Source organism: Kribbella sp. NPDC056345, from assembly GCF_042262745.1.
GTDB lineage: Bacteria > Actinomycetota > Actinomycetes > Propionibacteriales > Kribbellaceae > Kribbella.
This window is the reverse complement of sequence record NZ_JBHJQQ010000003.1, coordinates 752,005-773,421: the sequence shown is the minus strand read 5'-3', so window position 1 is coordinate 773,421 and position 21,417 is coordinate 752,005. Positions and strand designations below refer to the sequence as shown.

Below are 21,417 nucleotides of genomic sequence, written 5' to 3'. Positions count from 1 at the left end.
AGAGGGAGAGTTCCATGCCACTCGCTGACGCCATGGATATGGCGACCGCGTATTCGTTCAGTGTGTCGATCGACGGGGTCGAGGTGCCTTATGTCATGGAGGTCTCGGGCCTGAAGGCCGAGGTCGACATGATCACGTACTCCGAGCAGTCCAAGGACGGCAAGTTCATCACCCGGCAGGTGATGGGCAAGAACAAGGCGGGACAGTTCAAGATCAAGCGCGGCCTGACGGACTCCAAGACCGTCACCGACTGGCTGAAGTCCGTCATGCAGGGCGACATCAAGGGCGCCCGGAAGACTGCCGAGGTCTGCATCTACACCTCCGACGGCCAGCCGCTGAAGCGCCTGAACTTCCGCAACTGCTGGATCAAGGACGTCGAGCTCGGCGGCACGCTGAAGGCCGGTTCGACCGAAGCGCTGACCGAAGAGTTCACCGTGTGCTGGGACGAGATGGAGTACGCGTGATGCGTCGCGCCCACACGAACACGCTGGTGGCGGACGCGGCTCCCTCCCCGGAGCCCGCGCCCGCCCCGGCGGCGGTCGCTCCCGCGCCGACGCTGCGCACCGAGTTCGACTTCGAGCTCCCGCGCGGCTACGTCGACGCGGACGGCGTCGTCCACAAGTCCGGAACGATGCGGCTGGCAACAGCCCGCGACGAACTCCTGCCCCTGTACGACGCCCGCGTCCAGGAGAACCCGGCCTTCACCACAGTCGTCCTGCTGGCCCGCGTGATCACCCGCCTCGGCGACGTCTCCCGGATCGACGCCCAGCTGGTGGAGAACATGTTCGCCTCGGATGTCGCCTTCCTCCAGGACCTCTACCGCCGGATCAACTCCGAGGGCCACACCCGGGCCGCCGTCACCTGCCCGTCGTGCGAACAGCAGTTCGCGGTCGACATCGCCGGTGGCCGCCTGGGGGAATCCTGACGTACGCGACCGGCCGTCTGCAGGAGGAGATCGCGTACGTCGCCTATCACTTCCACTGGCGCCTGGACGACATCCTCGACCTCGAACACCCGCAGCGGCAGGCGTTCGTCACTGAGATCTCCAAGATCAACCGCCGGATCACCGAGGGGAACTGATGATCGGCCAGCTAGCCCAAGGCGCCCCGTCCACCCTGCGCCCACCGAGCGGCGACTGGATCCCGTCGTGGCGCTCACCGGCGTTCACCGGAGACATGGCCCACCAGCTGGACCCGGCCGGCCCCGGCGGCCTCCTGACCGACATCGTCAGCACCGGTCAGCCCCGCTTGTACGGCGGCGACTCAGCTCTCGACGTCCGCCCGTACAACTCCTTCCCTGGCGCCCTGACCGGCGAGCCCGAAAGCCCCGCCGAGCCCTCCGCGGGCCCCATCGGCCGCGTCATCCAGGCAGTCCGCAACGCCTTCACCAGAAAACCCCCCGGCAGCTCCGGCGCTGCCGCAGCGCTAGGCGCATCCGCTCCCACAACCTCAGGCTCCACCCTCAGCCCCGGTGCCGCGGCAGGCTTGGGCCCTGGCTCGAGGGCTGGCCTCGGCTCCGGTACTGGGGCGGGCTTCAGCTCTGGCTCGGCGGCCGCCCTCGGCGCCGCGGCGGGCTTGGGCTCTGGGGCGGCGTTCGCCCTCGGTGCCGCGGCGGGCTTCGGGTCTGGCTCGGGGGTTGGCCTCGGCTCCGGCGCCGCGGCCGGCTTCGGGTCCGGCGGTTCGGTCGGCCTCGGCCCGGACTCTGCGGCCGCATTCGGCTCTGGTTCCCTGCCCGGCGCTGGACCGATGGCCGGTGCCCTTCCCACGGCCGGCGCGGGCGCCAGCTCCGCGTCCGGCGGTGCGCCCACACCCATGGGTGCGCTCCTAGGCACCTCGGGTTCGGCCGGCTCCGCCGTGTCCGACGGGCAGCTGCCTCTGGCCCTTGCAGCACTCATGAATGAGCCCACCTTCAGCGAAGTCCTGGCCGGCGGCGGAGCAGCAGCAGCCAGTTCCGCCCCGTCTCTCGGAGCGGCGCCCGCATTAGCCTCGTCTCTCGCTTCCGCTATCGGCTCGCGCTCCACACCAGGCCTGGATGCTGTCGGCAACTCGGATTCGGCCGGCTCACTGCCTCTGGCCGGACCCGCGTCTGCAGGCTTCGGACCCGGTACGGCGGCCGTAGCCTCAGCGCTCCTGGGCACCCCGGCGCCGTCCGACGCCCGCGGCATGTTGCCCCCAGCAACCAGTTCACCTGTCGGACCAGGGCTGGAGGGGTCGGCCGGCTCCACCACAGGTGCCGGTACGGCGTCCGCGGCTTCGGCTCTCCTCGGCGCGCCCGGTTCAGCAGACTCGCTGCCGGTGGCACGGCTTGCTGCCCCAGGATTGAGCCAGGTCACCGCGGCCCTTCCAGCCGACGCGCGGAGAGCGCTCTCTGTCCCGACGCTCCAGAACATGTTCCCGAGCCTCACGTCCTCGGCCGGGATCGGAACCAGCCCAGCCGAGGAGATCGCTCCCGGCGCAACCGCTGCCGATCTGCCGGTGGCCACTCAATCGGCCGGCCCGGTGGCTCCGGCAGGGGCGCCTGCCGGTCTCTCCCGCCGCCGGGCCGGCCTCGGGGCCCCGCTCGCCGGACCGCTCCCGCCCCAGACCCTGCCGGTCGCCGCCCCGCCCGCTGGTACCGGCTCATCCGCCGTCCCCTCAGCCGCGGACCTCGCCGCCGCCGGTTCCACCGAAGTGGCGATCCCCAGTTCGCCCGCTGCCGCCGTACCGGCCATGGCATTGGCTCGATCTGTTGCTGGTGGCAACCAGATGCTCTCGGGGCCACCGGTCGTCGCCGGTGCCTTCCAGGACGTGACCGGCGCCTCGGGTGCGACCGTGCCGCTGCTCGGAGATCGCGCTCTCAGCTCCGATGTCAGCGAGATGCTGTCACCCCCGGCCGGCGGTGACGGTGCATCACCGGCGCAGCCGATCACCTACCTCCCGCCACACTCGGTCGACAGCGCAGGGCCATCTGTTGACAGCAACGGTCGCCAGTCCAGCGCCGCGGCGCCCGGAGGCCACGGGAACGGCTCCGGTTCCACCGCTGGTCTCGACAGCCTGCCAACGGTTTCTGCCGCCCCGCCGAGCATGGCTGCGAGTTCCGGATCTGCCAGGCCGACCAGTTCGGCAACCCAGGGGAGCATGACCACCGTCAGCAGCTCGGCCGGTGACGCCGGGCGCCCGCTGGCGGTGGCCAGGCCGCCCGCTGCGGGGTCTGCCGCGGCGGGTGGTCTGGTCGAAGGCAGCGTGGTCGAGAGCGTCAGCGCCGACGACGGCGCCACCTCGGTCGCGATCCCATCCGCCGCACCAGCAGCCGCCCCCACAACAGCCAGTACGGCGGCCGCCGCGGGAACGCCATCGGGAACCGGGGGAGCGCTCTCTGCCGCCGACGTCGACGGACTGGCCCGGCGGCTGTACGAACCGATTGCCCGCCGCCTCCGCGCAGAACTGGTCGTCGATCGCGACCGAACAGGCACCCTGATGGATCGGATGTGGTGACGCGATGAGTGGTACCGACGTGATGCCGGCGGTCGGTGTCCGGTTCATGGTGCAGGTGGACGAGGTCGACCTCGGCCTGTTCACGAGCTGTGAAGGACTCGGCGTCGAGGTCGTGATCGAGCAGCGCAACGAAGGCGGCAACAACGCCTACATGCTGCAGATCCCGTCCCGCCTGAAGTTCCCGAACATCAAGCTCACCCGCCCGCTCACCAAGGAGACCGAGCGCGTGGCCAAGTGGATCTCCGGTCTCGCCGCCGGGGTCCAGCGCCGTACCGGCCAGATCACCGCCATGACCGCGGACGGCACAGTCGTCGCCCGCTGGGGCCTCATCGACGTCATCCCGGTCCGCTGGACCGGGCCTACCTTCTCCAAAGGCCCAGCCGACGTCCTCACCGAAACCATCGAGATAGCCCACCACGGCTTCATCGACACCGGCTCCTGACCATCCGTCGACCGAAGCCAGCGGGCGCGGTCCCACCACGCCCACGGGGCGGACCGGCAGGCCATCACAACTGCACCTCGGCACCCACGTTCAGGCGTACGCCGGCCCGCATTCCCCAATTGTGATGGCCTGCGCGTCCGCGGGATCGCGAGGGCTGAGCTTGGTGCTGGCTAGGTTGGTGGGGTGGATGAGCGTGTGGGGCGGGCGTGTGAGCAGTACGAGCGGGCGATCTTCCAGGGGGACGTGACAGGGCTGGCTGGTGTGGATCGGGAGCTGAATGCGGCCGAGGCGGAGCTGGCTCTGGCTCGGGGCAAGCTTCTGCATGCTCACTTCCTCGACGGGCGGGAACAGGAGGATCCGCGTGAGCTGGAACTGTTCCGACGATCTCTCGAGCTGTACGAGGCGCTGGGGGACGAGCGCGGCCGCGCGGAAGCGCTGTTCTGGATCGGTTGCTTCCACCAGGTCGTCCGGGACGACGCCGAGTCGGCGCTGGCTGCGTTGGAGTCGTCGGCCGCGCTGGCTCGTCAGAGCGGAGACCAGCTGATCTTGTCGTACGCTCTCCGGCACCTCGGCATCGCTGCCCACCGGGAGGGTCGCGCCGACGAAGCGGCTCAGCTGCTGGGGGAGTCCACCGAGCTCCGCCGGACGCTCGGGTTCACAGCAGGCGTGGCGGCGAACCTGGTCGGTCTCGTTCACCTCGCCATCGACCAGGGCCGGTCAGCCGACGCAGAGGCTCTGCTGGCCGAGGCGACCACGCTCGCCGAGGCAGCCGGCGCAACGGCCATCCTGAACCAGCTCACCGCAGCCCGCGGGCGCCTCTGACCTCAACGGCTCCCGCGTCGCAAAGCCAGCACAATGTATCTTGCACAAGACTTCTTGTCTAATTGCCAGGGCGCCGCGACCTGGCAGTTCACAGGGCGAGAAGCTCAGCAGCGAGGGGCTCAGGGGCCTGGTGGCGGGCGAGGGCGGCGAGGCGGTCGGTCTCGGGCCCGAGTGCGGCGCGGCACTGAGCCCACGCGGTGACTTCGGCCTGCCGCCGGTCGGCGAGCAGGACCGGGGCGCCGATCTCGGCGCGCTGGTGGTCGCTGACCGCGAGCAGCCGGACGGCGAGCTCGTACGAACCCTCGGCGGCCGCCAGGATCGCGAGCAGCCCGAAACAATCCAGTACGCCGGTCGAGTACCCGATCCCGCGCGCGATCCGGAGCGCTTCCAACGCTCGAGAACGCGCGTTCTCGTGATCACGGGCCTGGATGTCCAGGAGAGCGAGACTCCCGATGGCCAGCACCTTGCCCTGTTCGTCGTTCAGTTCCGCCCAGACGTCGTACGCCTCGGCGATGTAGGCCCGGGCTTCGACCGGATAGCCGAGTTGCCGCAGCGCCATCCCGTTGCAGTTCAGCGCAGCACCCAGTACGACGCCCATCCCCAGTTCGCGAGTGAGCAGTTCGGCCTCGCGCCCGAACTGCAATGCCGCGTACACGTCATCAAGCGCAAGACTCGTTAACGTCAGCCCTTGGGAAGCGATCGCCAGCCCACGCTTGTCGCCGAGCGACCGATAGATGGCCGCGCTCTCCAGCCCGGCCTCCAGCGCCTCGGCAAACCCACCCGCGAACCGGGTCTGCGCAGCCAACCCAGCCAACGCGGCCGCGCGCTCGACAGTCGGCTCGGTGAGCCCGGCCAGCGACGCCCGCAACCACGCACGAGCCTGGCCCATCAGACCGCGGAACAGCCAATGCCACGACAATGGCGCGACGATCTCACCGACCCGCGCCGGATCGTTGCCCTCGGCAAGGCACCAGTCGATCGCGGCCACCAGATTCGGCTCCTCGAGCCGCAGTACCCGCCCGGTCACCTGCTGACGTAACGCGAGCCGCTGATGCAGCGCTGCCGCATGCCGGCTGAACTGTGCCAGCTCCACACACCAGCGAACATGCCGATTCCGTACGGCGGTCTCTTCGCCGGCCGCCCGGAGTTGTTCGAGACCGTACTCGCGCACGGTCTCCAGCAAACTGAACCGCTCGTCCGCGTCCATCGTGATCAGACTGCGGTCGACGAGGACCGCGAGCAGCTCGGCGACCTCGTCAGTCTCGATGCCGTCACCGGCGAGCACCTGTTCGGCCGCGTCCAATGTGCAGCCGCCGGCGAAGACCGCCATCCGCCGCAGAACCGTTCGTACCGGTAGTTCCAGCAGTTCGTGGCTCCAGTCCAGAGCTGCCCGCAGACTCGAATGGCGAGTCCTCGCATCCCGGAATCCACGGATCAGCAGTCGCAGCCGGCCATCAATCCGTGCCGCGAGCTGCTCGACGGACAGCGTCCGCGTCAGACCCGCGGCCAGCTCGATGCCGAGTGGGAGCCGGTCGACCGCGGCGCAGATCTGTTCCACCGCAGGGCTTGGCTCGGTACCACTTCGGTCGCAGAACAACTGAGTCGCATCCGCAGCCGGCAGCGGCCCAACACGTCGTACATGCTCGTCCGGCAGTCCCAGCGCGCGCTGCGAAGTGACCAGAATCGACAGGTCGACCGCCTTGAGCTGCAAAGCCTCGACCATCGGTACGACGCCGTCCGCGAGGTGCTCGGCGTTGTCGACGACGAGCAGCGCGCCGGCCAGCAGTTCGGCGGAGTGTCCGAGTGACTCGCCACCGCCGTCGGCTCCGACGGCACCAGCCAGTGCGGCGATCAGGTTGTCGCCTTGACGCAACGGGGCGAGGTCCAACCACGCCACGGAGCGGCCGTGCTCGGCGGCTTGCGCGGCGACCTCTCGGGCCAGTCTCGTCTTGCCGGCGCCCGGTCCGCCCAGCAGCGTGATCAGCGTCGGCCGCCGGAGTTCGCGCAACAGGGAGGCCAGTTCGCGATCGCGGCCGACGAAGTTTTTCGCTGCCGTCGGCAACGGAATCCGCGGTGCCGGTGGGCGGTGACCGCGCAGATCGTCCTCGAGTGCGACGGTCTCCGGAGTCGGATCGATCCCGAGTTCGTCGGCGAGGCGGGATCGCAGTCCGCGCAACCGATCGAGGGCCTCCGCCTGGCGGCCGGCTCGGGTCAGGGCGAGGGCGGACAGCCCGACCAGCCGTTCGTGCAATGGGTGGACGGCGATCATTCGCTCGAGCTCTGGCCCGACCGCTCGGCCGAGCGCCAGCCCGGCCTCGGCCCACGCGAGCTGCAGATCCACCTGGAGCGTCTGCATCCGCCGCCGTTCCGCGTCGACGAACGGAATGTCCTCCAGCCCCGCCAGCGGATCCCCGCGCCACAGACCGATCGCGGCCGCGGCCGTGGTGAACACTCGGGCCTGATCTCCTGAACGCCGTACTGCGTCGACCGTAGAAAGCGCTCTCTCGGCGGCGCTCAGATCGGTGGGTTCGGCCAGCAGGCTGAATCCGGCCGGGCTGCGGCGGAGCGCGGTCGAGTGTTTCCCCAGCGCGCCACGCAGCCGTGAGGCCAGGACTCGCAGCCGGGCGGCCGGTCTGGCGGCCTCCTCGTCCGCCCAGAGATCGCGGATCAAGATGTCGTCGGCAACGGCTTCACCGCGGGCGAGCGCGAGCCGCACCGCGAGCGCCTGAGCGAGCGGCTGTCGCACCAGCAACGTTTCTCGGGACGCAGACAAGATCTCGGGTGGCCCGAGAACATGCATCTCGAGAACGTGCGTCTCGAGACGCATCAGCCGGCCAGGATCTCGGCGGCGAGCGTCTCCGGCGACTGACGACGCGACAGCTCCGCGAGTTGATCGGCCTCGGCACCGAGCGCTTGACGGCACATCGCCCAGGCGGCGGCGAGAGCGCTGGCCTCATCGGCGACCTGGATTGGGCTGCTCAGCTCCTCGCGCTGGTGCTCGACCACGGCGATCAGCCGGACTGCTTCTTCGTGGTTGCCCTCGGCGGCCTCGACGGTGGCGAGCAGGGCGAGACCGTCCAGGATCCCGAGCAGTCCGCCGATACCGCGTGCCATCCGCAGACAGAACAGTGCCCTGCGCCGCCCCTCAACGGTTTCCCCGGCCTGGACAGCCAATACGCCGAGATGGTTCGACGCCAGCACGAGACCCTCGTCGTCGCGGACCGCGGCCCAGATGTCGTACGCCTCCTCGAACATCTCCTTGGCCGCGTCCGGATAGCCGAGCATGCGCAATCCCAGGCCGCTGCAGTTGAGCGAGGCACCGAGCACGATCGGCAGATCCAAGGCCCGGGCCATCGTCCCGGCCTGGTGTGCATAGTCGAGAGCGGAGTACACGTCGTCGAGTCCGAGACAGGTGAGCGTCAGCACGTGGTACGTCCGTGCGAGACCGCGGTCGTCACCCAGCGCCCGCTGGATCTCCAGACACTCCAGTCCGGCCTCGAGCGCTTCGGCGTACCGGCCGACGCTGCGGGCTTGGAACGCGAATCCCCGGAGAGCGTTCCCGCGCTCCGCTGTTCCCGCGGCCAAGGCGGGCAGCGACGCGCACAACCACTCGCTGGCCTGGGCCATCATCCCGCGGGACATCCAGTGCCAACCGAGTGGTGCGACGAACTCACTGACCCGGCCGGGGTCATCGCCCTCACCCATGCACCAGTCGATGGCGGCGAGCATGTTGGGTTCTTCCAGCCGGACCAGGCGAGCAAGCTCCGGTTCCCCGAGGAGCAGACGCTGATCTTGTGGTCCGTACGCTCCGCCGAACTTCGCGAGCTCCACACACCACGCAGCGTGCCGATGCCGGAGCGCACTCTCTTCCCCCGACGAACGCAGTTGATCGAGCGCATACTCACGAACCGTTTCCAGCAGCCCGATCCGTTCGTCGCCGCTGGTGATCAGACTCCGGTCCGCCAGTTCGGCCAGCAACCCGTCGACCTGCTCAGCACCAATCCCTCCACCGGTGTCGGTGAGGACGAAGGCGGCGGCTTGGGGGGTGCAGCCGGCGGCGAAGACGGCTAGGCGGCGGAGGGCTACTTGTTCCTGGGGGCTCAGGAGTTCGTGGCTCCAGTCGAGGGCTGAGCGGAGGCTCACGTGCCGGGGCCCGGCGTCTCGGAGGCCGCGGACGAGTAGGCGTAGGCGGTGGTCGATTCGCTGGGCTAGCTGGTCGACCGAGAGCGTTCGGGTCAGGCCGGCGGCGAGTTCGATCCCGAGTGGGAGGCGGTCGACCGCCGTACAGATCCGGTCGACTGCCGCGCTCGGTTCAGCACCGCTGCGGTCACAGAACAACCGCGTCGCCTCCGCGGCGGTCAGGGCGGCGACCCGGTGGAGCTGTTCGTCGGTCAGGCGGAGTGGGCGCTGCGAGGTGACGAGGATCGACAGGCCGGTCGCCTTGAACCGCAGTACGTCGATCATCGTGGCGACCTGCTCGACCAGGTGCTCGGCGTTGTCGACGACGAGGAGTGCGTCGGTCAGCAGTTCCGCGGAGTGGCCGATCGAGTGGTCGCCGCTGGTGGCCCCGGCAGCTCCGGCGAGAGCGCTCTCTAGGTCGTCTCCCGGCTGAGCGGGAGCGAGGTCCAGCCAGGCGACAGAGCGGCCGCTCTCGGTCGTCCGGGCGGCGAGCTCCCGGGCGAGGCGGGTCTTCCCGGCGCCGGGGCCGCCGAGCAAGGTGGTCAGGCCGGGCTGCTGAATCTGCTGCAGCAGCTCGGCCTGCTCCTGCTCGCGGCCGACGAACGTCCGCGCTGCAGTCGGCAGCGAGGTCCGCGGCCTGGGCGCGGCCGTGAGTCGGGTGCGCAGGTCGTTCTCGAGAGAGACCGTCGCGGGCGCTGGGTCGATGCCGAGCTCGTCGGCCAGCCGCACTCGCAGCGCGTGTAACCGGTCCAGCGCATCGGCCTGACGGCCGGCGCGGAAGAGCGCTTGCGCGGAGAGCCCGACCAGCCGTTCGTGCAACGGGTGGACGCAGATCAGTCGCTCAAGCTCCGGCTCGACGACCTTGCCGAGAGAGAGGCCGGACTCAGCCCAGGCCAGCTGTAGCTCCAGACGCAGGGATCCCAAGCGTTGCCGTTCTGCAGCAACGAACGGGATCCCGTCCAGATCGGAGAGCGGATCTCCGCGCCAGCGCGAGAGCGCAGCGGCGGCGGTGTCGAACACCCCGGCCTTGTCTCCGCTGCGCCGAAGGGGCTCGAGCTCAGAGAGCGCTCTCTCAGCGGCGTCCAGGTCGGCCGGCTCGGCCTGCAGGCTGAAGCCGGCCGAGGTCCGCTGCAGCGCCCCGGCGTGGTCGCCGAGCGCACCGCGCAGCCGGGAGGCCAGCACCCGCAGCCGGGCCAGTGGCCGGGCCGCGTCGTCGTCGCCCCAGAGATCGCGGATCAGGATGCTGTCGGCAACGGGTTTGCCCCGGGCCAGGCTCAGTCGGACCGCGAGCGCCCGGCTGAGCGGTTGCCGCAGCGGCACCGGTTCGCGGGCAGGCGTCAACAGCTCGGCCGGCCCGAGAACGCCGATCTGCAGAAACGGATGCCCCGTCGCTCTCACCCCCAGCGGAGAACGTTGTCAGGGAATCCTAATTCGCCCTGCCCTTTCGGGAAGAGGGGAGGTCCCTCGGTGCGGCGCTGGTGCACCTGCCTGACCGGCGGCCGCGTCCCTAGCCTCGACAGCAAGGTCCGGTTGGAGAGCCGGCCGGTGATGAGGGGTGGTGCGGGCGGTGGCGCGTGGGAATCTGGCGAAGGCCTACCTGGAGATCCACGAGGCGATGCCGAACAAGGGCGCCGGCGCCACGCTCGGCGCGACCAAGGGCACGATCGCGTTCCAGTTCAACCCGAACGAGCTCACCGTCAAGAAGGCCGCCAAGTGGAACAGCGAGCCGGCCCGCGGATCGAAGAAGGCCGCGCCGCCGGAGTTCCAGGGGCCGGAGCCCGGCAAGCTGACGGTGGAAATGTTCTTCGACGCCACCGACACCATGAACGACTCCGTGGTGAAGGCGGTGAAATCGCTCTTCGAGTGCTGTGCCCCGACAGACAACAGCCTGGGCAAGAACAAGCCGGTCCCGCCGCTGGTGGTCTTCCACTGGGGAGCGCTCGACTTCTTCCCGAGCTTCATCACCTCGGTCACCGCGAAGTACACGCTCTTCACCCCCGAGGGAACGCCGGTCCGGGCGACCTGCACGGTCGATCTGCAGGAGATGCCGGCGATCACGCCCAAGCAGAACCCGACCTCGGGCAGCCTGACCGCCCGCCGTACCCATGTGTTGCTGGAGGGCGAGACGCTGGCCGCGGTCGCGTACGCCGAGTACGGCGATCCGGCGATGTGGCGGCCGCTGGCCGCGGCGAACGACATCGACGACCCGCACCGGGTCGCACCCGGCAGCACGCTGCTGCTGCCGTCCCCGGACGAACTGCTGGCGGGCTGAGATGGCCAATGCCAATATCACCAGCACGCTCGGGATCAGCGTCGCCGGGGGAGCGCTCTCTGAGGATCTGCTGGCGCTCGTGGCCGGGGTCTGGGTGGACGACAACCTGCATCTCCCGGACATGTTCACGCTGCGTTTCCGGGATCCCGACCGCCTGGTGCTCGCGAAATCGCAGATCACGATCGGTGCCGAGATCAAGCTCTCCGTGCATGCGCTCCAAGAGAGCGCTCCCCGAGATCTCCTGATCGCGGAGGTGACCGCGCTCGAGATCGAGGTGGACAGCACCGGCACGTTCACGGTGGTGCGGGGGTACGACGCGGCGCACCGGATGCTGCGCGGTACCCGGAGCATGACGTACCAGCAGTCGACGATCAGCGACATCGTCCGGAAGGTTGCTCAGCGCAACAACATCCGGACCGCGAAGATCGACTCGACCAGTACGGTGCACGACCTGGTCAGTCAGGCGAACCAGACCGACTGGGACTTCCTGCGCGCGCTCGCCGACAGCGTCGGCTACCACCTGGCCGTCGAGAACAAGACGCTCGCCTTTACCAAACCGGTCGATGCCGCGACCGCGCCGAGCGGTTCGGACGGCACCCAGCCCCAGGCCCTTGAGCTCGGATCCGACCTCCTGAGGTTGCGTACGGCGGTGACCGCGGCCGGCCAAGTGCCCTCGGTCGAGGTCCGTGGCTGGGACGACGCCAGTCAGAGAGCGGTTTCTGCGACTGCGCCGGTCCAGACGAAGACCGCTGAGATCGGCGCGAAGCCCGCGGAGCTGGCCAAGTCGTTCGGAGCGCAGCCCTGGGTGGTGACTCATGTTCCGCACCGCACCCAGGCGACTGCGGAGGCCGCCGCCAAGGCGCTCGCCGAGCGTGTGGCGGGGACCTTCGCGGAGCTGGAAGGCGTATGCCGGGGCAACCCGAACCTGCATGCCGGCTCGGCCGTTGCCCTCAGCAACCTTGGTGCGCCGTTCGACGGCAAGTACACGCTCTCCCGGGTCCGGCACGTCTTCGACAACGACAGTGGCTACACCACACTGATCTCGGTCACCGGGCAGCAGGATCGTTCGATGCTCGGTCTGAGCGGCGGCTCCGGTTCCGAGCGGCACGGCATCGTCACCGGGGTCGTCACCGACATCAAGGACCCCGACAAGCTCGGCCGCGTGAAGGTCCGGCTGCCGTGGATGCACGACGACTTCGCCACCACCTGGTCGCGGGTCGTCCAGGCCGGTGCCGGCAACAACCGCGGCGCGATGGTCATCCCGGAGGTCAACGACGAGGTGCTGGTCGCGTTCGACCACGGTGCAATCGACGCGCCGTACGTGCTCGGTGGTCTCTACAGCGCCAAGAACCTGCCGTACGCCGCTCAGTCGGACAGCGTGGACGCGGGCGCGGGTCAGGTGAGCCGGCGCGCGATGGTCAGCCGCACCGGACACTCGCTCGAACTGCTCGAGGCGGCGGCGCAGAACGGGATCTGGCTGCAGACCGGCGACGGCAAACTGAAGGTCTCCATGGATGCCGGGAACGGACCCGTGATCACCGTTCACAGCGACGGCAAGGTCGTGGTGGAGGCCAAGGACAGCGTCGACATCACGGCGCAGAACGGCAGCGTGAAGATCAGCGGCGGCGACAAGATCGCGCTCTCTGCGCGGACCGGGATCACGCTCGACGGCGGGACCGGCGACGTGAACGTCAAGGGCGTGAAGGTCGCCCTGCAGGGGACCGCGGAGGCGACGCTGTCGGCCGCGAAGGTCGGCGTCAAGGGGCAGGCCGCGACCGAGATCACCGGCGGCGCGGCGCTCACGCTGCAGGCCGCACTCGTGAAGATCAACTGAGGAGCGGGGTATGCCAGGACCAGCAGCCCGGGTGGGCGACCCGACCGCACACGGCGGCGCGCTCGGACCACCGGGAGTGCCGACGGTACTGATCGGCGGGATGCCGGCCGCGACGGTCGGCACCCCGCACATCTGCGCGATCCCGCTGCATCCGCCGTCGGCCGTCGTACCGCCGGGGTCGATGACTGTGCTGATCGGCGGCCTGCCGGCCGCGCGGCTGGGGGACATGACCGCCTGCGGCGCACCCATCGCGATGGGCGCGCCCACTGTGCTGATCGGAGGATGAGGTGAGCTCGGAGTTCGTCGGTGCCGGCTGGGCCTTCCCGTTGCGTACGGACGCGACCGGGCGGGTCGCGCTGGTCCGGGCCGACCGGGAGATCGAGGAGAGCATCAGGCTGATCCTCGGGACCGCACCCGGTGAGCGGCCGATGCGGCCGGAGTTCGGGTGCGGGATCCAGGACCACATCTTCGCGCCCGCGAACGCGACCACGGCCGGCAAGATCGTCGCCGACGTGCGGATCGCGCTGGACCGCTGGGAGCCGCGGATCGACCTGCTCGATGTCCAGGTGCACTTCGACCAGGTCGACGAGGGAGCGCTCTATATCGACCTGCACTACACGATCCGCGGCAGCAACAACCCCCGGAATCTCGTCTTCCCGTTCTACCTGATCCCCGAGCACATCGAGATCGACGCCGCTGGAGCTACATCATGACCTTGACCGCGCCGAATCTCGACGACCGCAGATTCCAGCAGCTGGTGGACGACGCCAAGCGGATGATCCAGCAGCGCTGCCCGGAGTGGACCGACCACAACGTTTCCGATCCTGGGGTCACCCTCGTGGAGGCGTTCGCCACGATGGTCGATCAGTTGATGTATCGGCTGAACCGGGTGCCGGAGCGCAACTACCTGCGCTTCCTGGACCTGATCGGCGTGAAGCTGTTCGCGCCGGCCGCGGCCCGGGCCGACGTCACCTTCTGGCTGTCCGCGGCCCAGCCCGAGACGATCACCGTCCGGGCCGGGACCGAGGTCGCGACGCTGCGCACCGAGCACGACGAGGCAATCGGGTTCAGTACCGTCGACGACTTGCCGATCGTGGCCACCGCTCTGCAGACCGTTGCTACCGGCAACGTTGGTGGCGGGGCGATGGACCGGACCGTCGAGCTGCAGGACGGAGTCGGGTTCGACTGTTTCCCCGAGCCGCCGGCGCCAGGGAGCGCTCTCTACGTGGGTCTCACCGAGGCAGCGCCGTCCTGCGCGATCCTGCTCCGGATGGACTGCGAGGTCGAAGGTATCGGCGTCGATCCGCTGGATCCGCCGCTGCGCTGGGAGGCGTGGAACGGTGAGGACTGGGCTCCCTGCGAGGTCGACCGCGACGGTACCGGTGGTCTCAACCGGGCCGGCGACATCGTGCTGCACGTTCCGCGTGATCATGTCCCGTCGGTGATCGCGCAACAGCGGGCCGGCTGGCTGCGCTGTGTCCTGACCGAGCCGGACGTCGACCAGCCGTTCTACAGCGAGTCGCCGAAGCTGCGCTCGGTCGAGGCGTCCACGATCGGCGGTACGGCGACCGCGGAGCACGCCGAGGCCGTCCTGTTCGAGGAGATCGGGCGCAGCGACGGCAGCGCCGGTCAGCGCTTCGTTCTCGAGCGTCGCCCGATCGCGCTCTCTGCAGATCCCGAGATCTTGAGAGTCGGGACCGACGACGGCTGGCAGGAATGGACGCTGGTCGACAGCTTCGCCGCGTCCACGGCCGACGATCGCCACTTCGCACTCGACCGGCAGACCGGCCAACTGCTGTTCGGTCCGGCGGTCCGCCAGCCCGACGGCGCACTGACGTCGTACGGCGCGGTCCCGCCGAAGGGCGCCGTACTGCGGCTCGACCGGTACCGGATCGGTGGTGGCAGCGCCGGCAACGTCGCCGCCCACGCTCTCCGGGTGCTCAAGAGCTCGCTCCCGTTCGTGTCCGAGGTCGACAACCGGCGCCCCGCCATAGGTGGCGTCGACGGTGAGCAGGTGGCCGATGCGATGCAGCGTGGACCGCTCTCGTTGCGTACGGCGTCCCGCGCGGTCACAGCCGAGGACTACGAGCTGCTCGCGCGTGAGGCGACTCCCGAGCTCGGTCGCGTGCACTGCGTCCCGGGAGACGAGAGTGAGCCGAATGTCGTTCGCCTGCTGGTGATTCCGCGACTGTCCGGCGACCCGGAGGCCCAGACCGATTTCGGCGCTCTGCGGCCCTCGGACGAAGTGCTGCAGCGACTGGCCGAGCACTTGGAGCCGCGCCGGATGCTCGGCGCCCGCCTGCTGATCGAACCGCCGTACTACCGAGCAGTGACGGTGGTAGCTCGGTTGACGGCAGCAGCGGACGCATCGTCGGAGCGTGTACGCCCAGCAGCGCTCTCAGCGGTCTACCGCCTTCTGCACCCGCAGGTCGGCGGTCCGCGCGAAGACGGCTGGCCGCTCGGCCGCGCCGTACAGACCGGTGACATCCACGCCGCCCTGCAGCGTGTGCGCGGTGTCGAGTCAGTGGAGGACGTGCGGCTGTACCTGGCGGATCCGGTCCTCGGAACGCGTAGTGAGACGCCGGTCGAGCGGATCGACCTGGCCCGGACGGAGCTGGTGTTCTCGTTCGAGCACCAGATCCAGGTACGGAGGTAGTACCCATGCGCGGCCTGGTCGACGGTCTACACAACCCCCACCCCTTGCTGGCGATCCTGCCCGGCCTGTACGCCGAGGACGATCTCGCGGCGCGGCTGACCGGAGTCTTCGACGATGCCCTGGCGCCGGTGGTGTCCACGCTGGATAACTTCCCGGCCTACCTGGATCCCGCCCTGGCACCCGAGGACTTCGTCGAGGTGCTCGGCTCCTGGGTGGCGGCGTTCACCGATCCACGCATCCCGGCGGACCGGCAGCGGTTGCTGGTGGCGGCCGCGGTTGAGCTGCATGGCTCCCGCGGCGCAGCTTCCGCGCTGCGCGAGACCCTGCGGCTGGCCTGTGGGATCGAAGCCGAGATCACGGAGTCAGGTGGTACGGCGTGGTCCGCGCAAGCGCAGTCCGCGCCACCGGGCTCCGATCTGCCGCGCCTCGTCGTACGGGTGCCGCACGAAGCAGACGGGGCGGTCGTGCACCGCGTTGTCGAAGCGCTACGGCCGGCGAATCTGCCGGCCCGGATCGAGGTCATGGAGGTCGGCAATGATCCTGTGCAGTGATTGTGGAGAGCAGAACGAGGACGGCACTGTCTTCTGTGCGCGCTGCGGGGTCTTCCTGGAGTGGGAGGGCGAGAAGGTCGAGAAGCCGGGTGCTGTGCCGACGCCGGTCGTCGTACAGCCGCAAGAGGCTGTCGCACAACCCGCAGCGGAGGTACCGGTAGTCGCACAACCCGCAGCGGCAGCAGTGGCGACCGTGCCGGCTCAGGAGATCCAGCGGCCCGTCCCGTTGCCCGCACCGGAGCAGGTGCCCAGGCAACCGGAGCCACAGCAGCCTGCGCGCCAGCCGGGCTCACGGCAGCCGCAGACGGTCAAGCGGAAGATGCCGCGGCGGTCCAAGTCGCCGGTGATCATTCCGACCGGCTCCCGGATCTGTGGCGGCTGTGGGATGCCGAACGAGGGCACCCGGCGGTTCTGCGCCAAGTGCGGGTTCAGCCTGGTCGACGCGAAGGTGATCCGGAAGACCGCCTGGTGGCGGCGCTTCCTCGGCCGCGAGCGCGTCTATGCCGCGGGCACCCGGTTCCGGCCGAGCAACGCGCGGCGCCGGTTCCGCGGTGCGACCCGGATTGGCGTCGTACTGGCTCTGCTGGCTGGTGGCGGCATCCTCGCGTTTCCCCAGCGCCCGCTGGTGATGCGGGCAGTACACGCCGTGCAGGACATGGTGACCGATCCCCAGCCAGTGCATTTGACGAACATCAAAGGCAGCGGAGCGGTCGGCAAACAAGCGCCGGCCCTTGCGTTCGACGGTGCGAAAAACACCTACTGGGGAGCGCCGAAGGTCGGCAAGAACGCGGTGGTCGGGCCGTACGTGACCGGGACGTTCCAGCAGCCCGTCCGGCTCACGCAGTTCGGGATCTATGCGGGGGTCTCGGACCAGACACCGAAGTTCGTCGCGGGACCGCGGCCGGCCGAGCTGGAGATCACCGTGTTCACCGGAGACAAGCCGGTGATCAAGAGGTTCCGGCTCGCGGACAGCTCGAAGTACCAGAAGTTCAAGCTGAAGGTCGACGACGCCCGCGGTGTCCAGATCGCCGTCGTCCGCAGCATCAACCCGAGCCGCGCGACCCTGACCGCGATCGCCGAGATCGAGCTCTTCGGGAAGCCCTGAAACCCGGTCGGCTAGCGTCGGGGCGTGCTGCTGCCTGAAACGTCGGTACCTGGAGCGGATCTGCCTGTCCGGGCGGTGCTGCCGGCAACAGTCGATGCGGTGCGCTCGCACGGTACGGCGGTGCTGGTGGCGCCGCCTGGATCCGGGAAGACGTCGCTGTTGCCGCTCGCGCTGGCCGACGCGCTCGGGGGCACCGTCCTCGTCGCCGAGCCTCGGCGGATGGCTACCCGCGCGGCGGCGGCGCGGCTGGCGATGCTGGTCGGTGAACCGCTCGGGCAGCGGGTCGGCTATGCGATGCGCGGTGAACGCAGCGGCGGTAACGGGCTCCGGGTCGAGGTGGTGACGACAGGCCTGCTGGTACGGCGTCTGCAGCAGAACCCCGAATTGCCGGGCGTGGCGGCGATCGTGATCGACGAGTGTCACGAGCGGCACCTCGATGCCGATCTGCTGCTCGCGTTCTGCGTCGATATCCGGGCGAATCTTCGTGACGACCTCGCGCTCGTTGCGACCTCGGCCACGGCGGACACGGTCAGGTTGAGTCGCGCGTTGGGTGAGGCGCCGGTGATCACCGCGTCGGCGGCGCTGTTCGACGTGGCGGTCGAGTGGGCGCCACCACCGGTCCCGGTGCCGCTGCTTCCCGGTGGGCGGGTCGATCCGCGGCTGCTGGATCACGTCGCGGACGTCGTACGGCGTGCGTTGCTTGAGAACGATGGCGACATCCTCGTATTCGTTCCGGGGGAGGCCGAGATCAACGGTGTGACGCGGCGGTTGGCGGGTGAGAACGTCCTGCCGTTGTTCGGTCGGCAGTCGCGGGCTGAGCAGGACCGCGCGCTGGCGTCGGCCGCCACGCGGCGGATCGTGGTCACGACGTCGGTCGCGGAGAGTTCGCTGACGGTGCCCGGGGTCAGGGTTGTGGTCGACTCGGGTCTGGCTCGGGAGCCGCGGACCGATCAATCGCGTGGGCTTGGTGCGTTGGTGACCTGCCGGGTGTCGCGATCGTCGGCCGACCAGCGAGCGGGTCGTGCCGGGCGGGAGGCGCCGGGCCGGGTCTATCGGTGCTGGTCCGCCACCGACCACCTGCATCTCGACGATCATCCAGCGCCGGAGATCGCGATCGCCGATCTGGCCGGCTTCGCTCTCGACCTCGCGGCGTGGGGTGCGCCCGCCGGTGACGGTCTCAGCTTGCTCGAGGCGCCGCCGGTGGTGGCGATGAACGCGGCGACCGAACTGCTGCGCCGCCTCGATGCCGTTGACGACGGCGGCCGGATCACTGAGCGGGGGCGGCGGATGGCGGCGATCGGGGCGCACCCCCGGTTGGCTCGCGCGTTGCTGGACGGGACGCCGCGGGTCGGTGCCGATCGGGCGCGCGAGGTCGTCGCGATGCTCTCGGACGATTCCGGCCGCGACTTCGGTGATGATCTGCCGGCCCGCTGGCGAGCCCTCCGCCGCGGCGACGACCGCGCAGCCACCGCCCGCTGGCGAGAAGAAACCAAACGCCTGGGACGAGTCGCGACAACGGGTGCCCCGGCGGACGAAGGCGGAGCGCGGCCGACAGCCAGTACGACGGCTGGTCGGGGGACGGGCGACGCCGTACCGGTTGGGCGGCGGGCTGGTGGTGTGCCGGATGATCTGGCCGCAGGGGTTGTCGTGGGGCTGGCTTATCCGGATCGGATTGCGCGGGTCCGCGGGGCGGACTCGGCGACGTACCAGATGGCTGGTGGGACTGGGGCTGCGTTGGATCCGGCGTCGCCGTTGCGGAGCACGGCCTGGCTGGCGATCGCGGTTGCGGACCGGGCGCCTGGTCGCGCTGACGCGAGGATTCGTTCTGCGGCGCCGATCGACGAGCAGACCGCGCGAGACCTCGCCGGGGATCTCGTCTCGACCACCGACCAGATCCGTTGGGACGACGGCCGGATCGTGACGCGGCGTGTCGAGGCGCTGGGCGCGATCGTGCTCAACGACGTTCCGCTGGCCAAGCCTGATCCGCTGCTCGTCCAAGCGGCCGTCCGCGACGGCATCCGGCGCAGCGGTCTGTCTGTACTGCGCTGGTCAGAGGCCGCACTCGCGCTCCGGGAGCGGCTCGCGTTCTGCCACGCGCACCTGGGTGCCCCGTGGCCGGCGGTCGATGACGACGCGCTGCTGGCCGATCTCGACGACTGGCTGGGTACTGAGCTCGGATCGGTGCGCGGTGCGCGCGATCTCGCCCGCATCGACGTGGCTTCGGCGCTCCGGCGACTACTGCCCTGGCCCGCAGCAAGCCGGTTCGGCGAACTCGCACCGGAACGGCTCCAGGTTCCCTCGGGGTCCGACGTACGACTCGCTTACGACGGCGTCGAGCCACCGGTCCTCGCCGTGAAGCTGCAGGAGGTATTCGGCTGGACGGCCACGCCGACCGTCGCGGACGGGCGGGTCCCAGTCGTCCTGCACCTCCTGTCGCCGGCCCGCCGCCCGGTCGCGATCACGAGCGACCTCGCCTCGTTCTGGAAGCAGGGCTATCCCCAGGTCCGAGCCGACCTGCGTGCCCGCTACCCGCGCCATCCGTGGCCGGAGGATCCACTCACCGCCGTCCCGACCAAGCGAGTGAAACCTCGGCAGTGAACCGAGCGCCGCGCCCAAGGAGAAGCCCGGGACCTCGTGGGGGAGGCCCCGGGCTTCTTGGTGGGGGAGGAATGCTGCTGGTCCGGCGGGTCAGCTGGTGGTCGCGGGCTTCGCCGGCGGTAGGCCGACCAGGTTGCCGCCGACCATGATCGCGTTCTCGCAGATGGTTGCCCCCGGCGCCGGTGCGGTGCACTGCAGGTGGACCACGACCTTCTCGCCAGGCTGCAGGATCGCCAGCGGCGCGATGTAGCGGTAGTCCTGGATGTTGCGGAAGTACTGCGGAGCGACGCCGCCCAGCGACTCCTTGCCCTTGCGCAGGTCGAGGTAGCCGGTGCTGCCCTGGGACTCGAAGTTCACGTCGGTGATCCGCAGGATCTTGCCCGCGGGGACCGTGAACGTCGCCTGATCGGACCCGCCCGGTTTCGCGTTCAGCGCCCAGCGCTGGGCGAACGGCGTACCGACGGCTGCGGCGGCTGCAGCGGCCGCCTCCTTGTCACGCTCGGTCTGGGCCTTGTCCTTGTTGTTCTGGCCCTTCTGGGTGTTGTTGGACTGCTCCTGCGCCACCTGGGCCTTCTCCTCGGCCTTGACGGCGACCTCCTTCGCGACCGCGGTCTCCTTCTTGATGGCTGCGAGCGGCTTCTCGACCGCGTCCTGCGCGGCGGACTCCACCGAAGGCCGCAGTACGGCGAACCACAGGCCGGTCAGCAACGCAGCCGCGGCCAGTGCGCCGACGATCGCCTTGCCGGTCCAGGACGGCAGGATCGGGTCCTGGACCATCATCCCGTCGACCTTGGTGATGGTGGCGCCGGGATGGCTGCCCCGCGCGACCTGGGTGACGACGATGCTGAACTGCCGCGTCTTCGACGTACCGCGCCAGATCCGGTCCAGCGGACGCGCCTTCACCTTGGCGAAGGCAGCGGCACCGGGCTGCACCTCCAGCGTGCTGGGGGAGAAGCGGAGCTCCATCACGGCGTCCGGGTCCTTGCCGGTCAGTTCGACCGTCACAGGCTGGTTGCCGCGGTTGTCGATGGACACCGTGTGCCGTCCGACGCGCGAACCGTGCGACGTCCGCGGCGTCAGCTCCGCAGACAGGTCACTGAACGGCTCCACATGAACCATGGCCTCAGGAACCGCGGTGTCAGCCGGGTGCTCCTTCGGCTCGACCAGTACGCCGAACGGCACGTCACCGGCCTGTACGACGGCCTCCTGGGGGACGGTGATCGTCACCGTGGCACTGCCCTCGGCGTCCGGGTACAGCGACAGCACGGCCGGTTCGATCACCGCGTACGCAGCCAGATCCCCGACCGGCGTCAGCGTGTAGGCCTCGACCACAGAGCCGCGGTTGGCCACCGTGACCCGGCACTGAGCCGCCACACCTGGCACCACGACGAGTTCCGCAACATCCAACCGCGCTGAAGTAGACACCCCATAAGGATCGAGTCAGACGCGCCCGAGCACAGCGAGCCGCAGTACAGCCGATCGGGC

The 21,417-nt window shown here is 69.7% G+C and carries 17 protein-coding genes; 14 read left to right on the top strand and 3 right to left on the bottom strand.

Features of this window, described 5'->3' with window-relative positions:
* The first annotated feature begins 14 nt into the window (after positions 1 to 14).
* The 6 genes from ACFCV3_RS14340 to ACFCV3_RS14315 all read left to right on the top strand — a co-directional run bounded on the left by ACFCV3_RS14340 (position 15) and on the right by ACFCV3_RS14315 (position 4,737).
* Positions 15 to 464 carry a phage tail protein gene (locus tag ACFCV3_RS14340; RefSeq protein WP_376030193.1) on the top strand — a complete coding sequence of 150 codons (450 nt, stop codon included), beginning with the start codon at positions 15 to 17 and terminating at the stop codon, positions 462 to 464.
* Positions 464 to 925: a hypothetical protein gene (locus ACFCV3_RS14335; protein WP_376030365.1), complete on the top strand. Its 462-nt coding sequence runs from the start codon at positions 464 to 466 to the stop codon at positions 923 to 925. Before ACFCV3_RS14340 ends, ACFCV3_RS14335 begins: the two co-directional genes overlap by 1 nt.
* Positions 871 to 1,080 (top strand): DUF6760 family protein, encoded by a 210-nt coding sequence (locus ACFCV3_RS14330; RefSeq protein WP_376030191.1) that lies wholly within the window; start codon positions 871 to 873, stop codon positions 1,078 to 1,080. Before ACFCV3_RS14335 ends, ACFCV3_RS14330 begins: the two co-directional genes overlap by 55 nt.
* Positions 1,080 to 3,473, top strand: a complete 2,394-nt coding sequence (locus ACFCV3_RS14325) for a hypothetical protein (RefSeq protein WP_376030190.1) — start codon at positions 1,080 to 1,082, stop codon at positions 3,471 to 3,473. The genes ACFCV3_RS14330 and ACFCV3_RS14325 overlap by 1 nt, the downstream gene beginning before the upstream one ends.
* Positions 3,474 to 3,477: 4 nt before the next feature.
* The gene (locus ACFCV3_RS14320; RefSeq protein ID WP_132401921.1) at positions 3,478 to 3,915 is read left to right on the top strand and encodes a phage tail protein; all 438 of its coding nucleotides are present in this window, start codon (positions 3,478 to 3,480) and stop codon (positions 3,913 to 3,915) included.
* Positions 3,916 to 4,098: 183 nt separating this feature from the next.
* Positions 4,099 to 4,737, top strand: a complete 639-nt coding sequence (locus ACFCV3_RS14315) for a tetratricopeptide repeat protein (RefSeq protein WP_376030188.1) — start codon at positions 4,099 to 4,101, stop codon at positions 4,735 to 4,737.
* 88 nt (positions 4,738 to 4,825) lie between these two features.
* Here ACFCV3_RS14315 and ACFCV3_RS14310 read toward each other — a convergent pair whose 3' ends face one another.
* Positions 4,826 to 7,483: a BTAD domain-containing putative transcriptional regulator gene (locus tag ACFCV3_RS14310; protein WP_376030186.1), complete on the bottom strand. Its 2,658-nt coding sequence runs from the start codon at positions 7,481 to 7,483 to the stop codon at positions 4,826 to 4,828.
* Between the two features lie 80 nt (positions 7,484 to 7,563).
* The gene (locus tag ACFCV3_RS14305) at positions 7,564 to 10,314 is read right to left on the bottom strand and encodes a BTAD domain-containing putative transcriptional regulator (RefSeq protein WP_376030183.1); all 2,751 of its coding nucleotides are present in this window, start codon (positions 10,312 to 10,314) and stop codon (positions 7,564 to 7,566) included.
* 169 nt (positions 10,315 to 10,483) lie between these two features.
* Here ACFCV3_RS14305 and ACFCV3_RS14300 point away from each other — a divergent pair, with 169 nt between their 5' ends.
* The 8 genes from ACFCV3_RS14300 to hrpB are packed head-to-tail and all read left to right on the top strand — an operon-like array spanning position 10,484 to position 19,932.
* A complete protein-coding gene (locus ACFCV3_RS14300) occupies positions 10,484 to 11,188 on the top strand; it encodes a LysM peptidoglycan-binding domain-containing protein (protein WP_132401903.1) in 705 nt (234 codons plus the stop codon).
* Position 11,189: 1 nt separating this feature from the next.
* Entirely contained in the window at positions 11,190 to 13,022 is a 1,833-nt protein-coding gene (locus ACFCV3_RS14295) for a VgrG-related protein (RefSeq protein ID WP_376030182.1), read from the top strand.
* A 10-nt stretch (positions 13,023 to 13,032) separates the two neighbouring features.
* Positions 13,033 to 13,308 (top strand): PAAR domain-containing protein, encoded by a 276-nt coding sequence (locus tag ACFCV3_RS14290; RefSeq protein WP_376030180.1) that lies wholly within the window; start codon positions 13,033 to 13,035, stop codon positions 13,306 to 13,308.
* A 1-nt stretch (position 13,309) separates the two neighbouring features.
* Entirely contained in the window at positions 13,310 to 13,735 is a 426-nt protein-coding gene (locus tag ACFCV3_RS14285) for a GPW/gp25 family protein (protein WP_376030178.1), read from the top strand.
* Positions 13,732 to 15,678 (top strand): putative baseplate assembly protein, encoded by a 1,947-nt coding sequence (locus ACFCV3_RS14280; RefSeq protein WP_376030176.1) that lies wholly within the window; start codon positions 13,732 to 13,734, stop codon positions 15,676 to 15,678. The genes ACFCV3_RS14285 and ACFCV3_RS14280 overlap by 4 nt, the downstream gene beginning before the upstream one ends.
* Before the next feature lie 5 nt (positions 15,679 to 15,683).
* Positions 15,684 to 16,229, top strand: coding sequence for a phage tail protein (locus tag ACFCV3_RS14275; protein ID WP_376030174.1), 546 nt, complete (start codon positions 15,684 to 15,686; stop codon positions 16,227 to 16,229).
* Positions 16,213 to 17,334 carry a zinc ribbon domain-containing protein gene (locus tag ACFCV3_RS14270; protein WP_376030172.1) on the top strand — a complete coding sequence of 374 codons (1,122 nt, stop codon included), beginning with the start codon at positions 16,213 to 16,215 and terminating at the stop codon, positions 17,332 to 17,334. Before ACFCV3_RS14275 ends, ACFCV3_RS14270 begins: the two co-directional genes overlap by 17 nt.
* Before the next feature lie 24 nt (positions 17,335 to 17,358).
* Positions 17,359 to 19,932 carry an ATP-dependent helicase HrpB gene (gene hrpB, locus ACFCV3_RS14265; RefSeq protein ID WP_376030170.1) on the top strand — a complete coding sequence of 858 codons (2,574 nt, stop codon included), beginning with the start codon at positions 17,359 to 17,361 and terminating at the stop codon, positions 19,930 to 19,932.
* Positions 19,933 to 20,022: 90 nt separating this feature from the next.
* Here hrpB and ACFCV3_RS14260 read toward each other — a convergent pair whose 3' ends face one another.
* Complete coding sequence (locus tag ACFCV3_RS14260; protein ID WP_376030168.1) at positions 20,023 to 21,357, bottom strand: hypothetical protein; 1,335 nt, start codon at positions 21,355 to 21,357, stop codon at positions 20,023 to 20,025.
* Positions 21,358 to 21,417 lie beyond the last annotated feature (60 nt).

Bases quoted from the DNA above. Each gene is read 5' to 3' on its own strand.
- ACFCV3_RS14295 (WP_376030182.1), top strand. From the start codon at position 11,190: ATGGCCAATGCCAATATCACCAGCACGCTCGGGATCAGCGTCGCCGGG.
- ACFCV3_RS14325 (WP_376030190.1), top strand. From the start codon at position 1,080: ATGATCGGCCAGCTAGCCCAAGGCGCCCCGTCCACCCTGCGCCCACCG.
- ACFCV3_RS14335 (WP_376030365.1), top strand. From the start codon at position 464: ATGCGTCGCGCCCACACGAACACGCTGGTGGCGGACGCGGCTCCCTCC.
- ACFCV3_RS14270 (WP_376030172.1), top strand. From the start codon at position 16,213: ATGATCCTGTGCAGTGATTGTGGAGAGCAGAACGAGGACGGCACTGTC.
- ACFCV3_RS14290 (WP_376030180.1), top strand. From the start codon at position 13,033: ATGCCAGGACCAGCAGCCCGGGTGGGCGACCCGACCGCACACGGCGGC.
- ACFCV3_RS14280 (WP_376030176.1), top strand. From the start codon at position 13,732: ATGACCTTGACCGCGCCGAATCTCGACGACCGCAGATTCCAGCAGCTG.
- ACFCV3_RS14340 (WP_376030193.1), top strand. From the start codon at position 15: ATGCCACTCGCTGACGCCATGGATATGGCGACCGCGTATTCGTTCAGT.
- ACFCV3_RS14320 (WP_132401921.1), top strand. From the start codon at position 3,478: ATGAGTGGTACCGACGTGATGCCGGCGGTCGGTGTCCGGTTCATGGTG.
- ACFCV3_RS14275 (WP_376030174.1), top strand. From the start codon at position 15,684: ATGCGCGGCCTGGTCGACGGTCTACACAACCCCCACCCCTTGCTGGCG.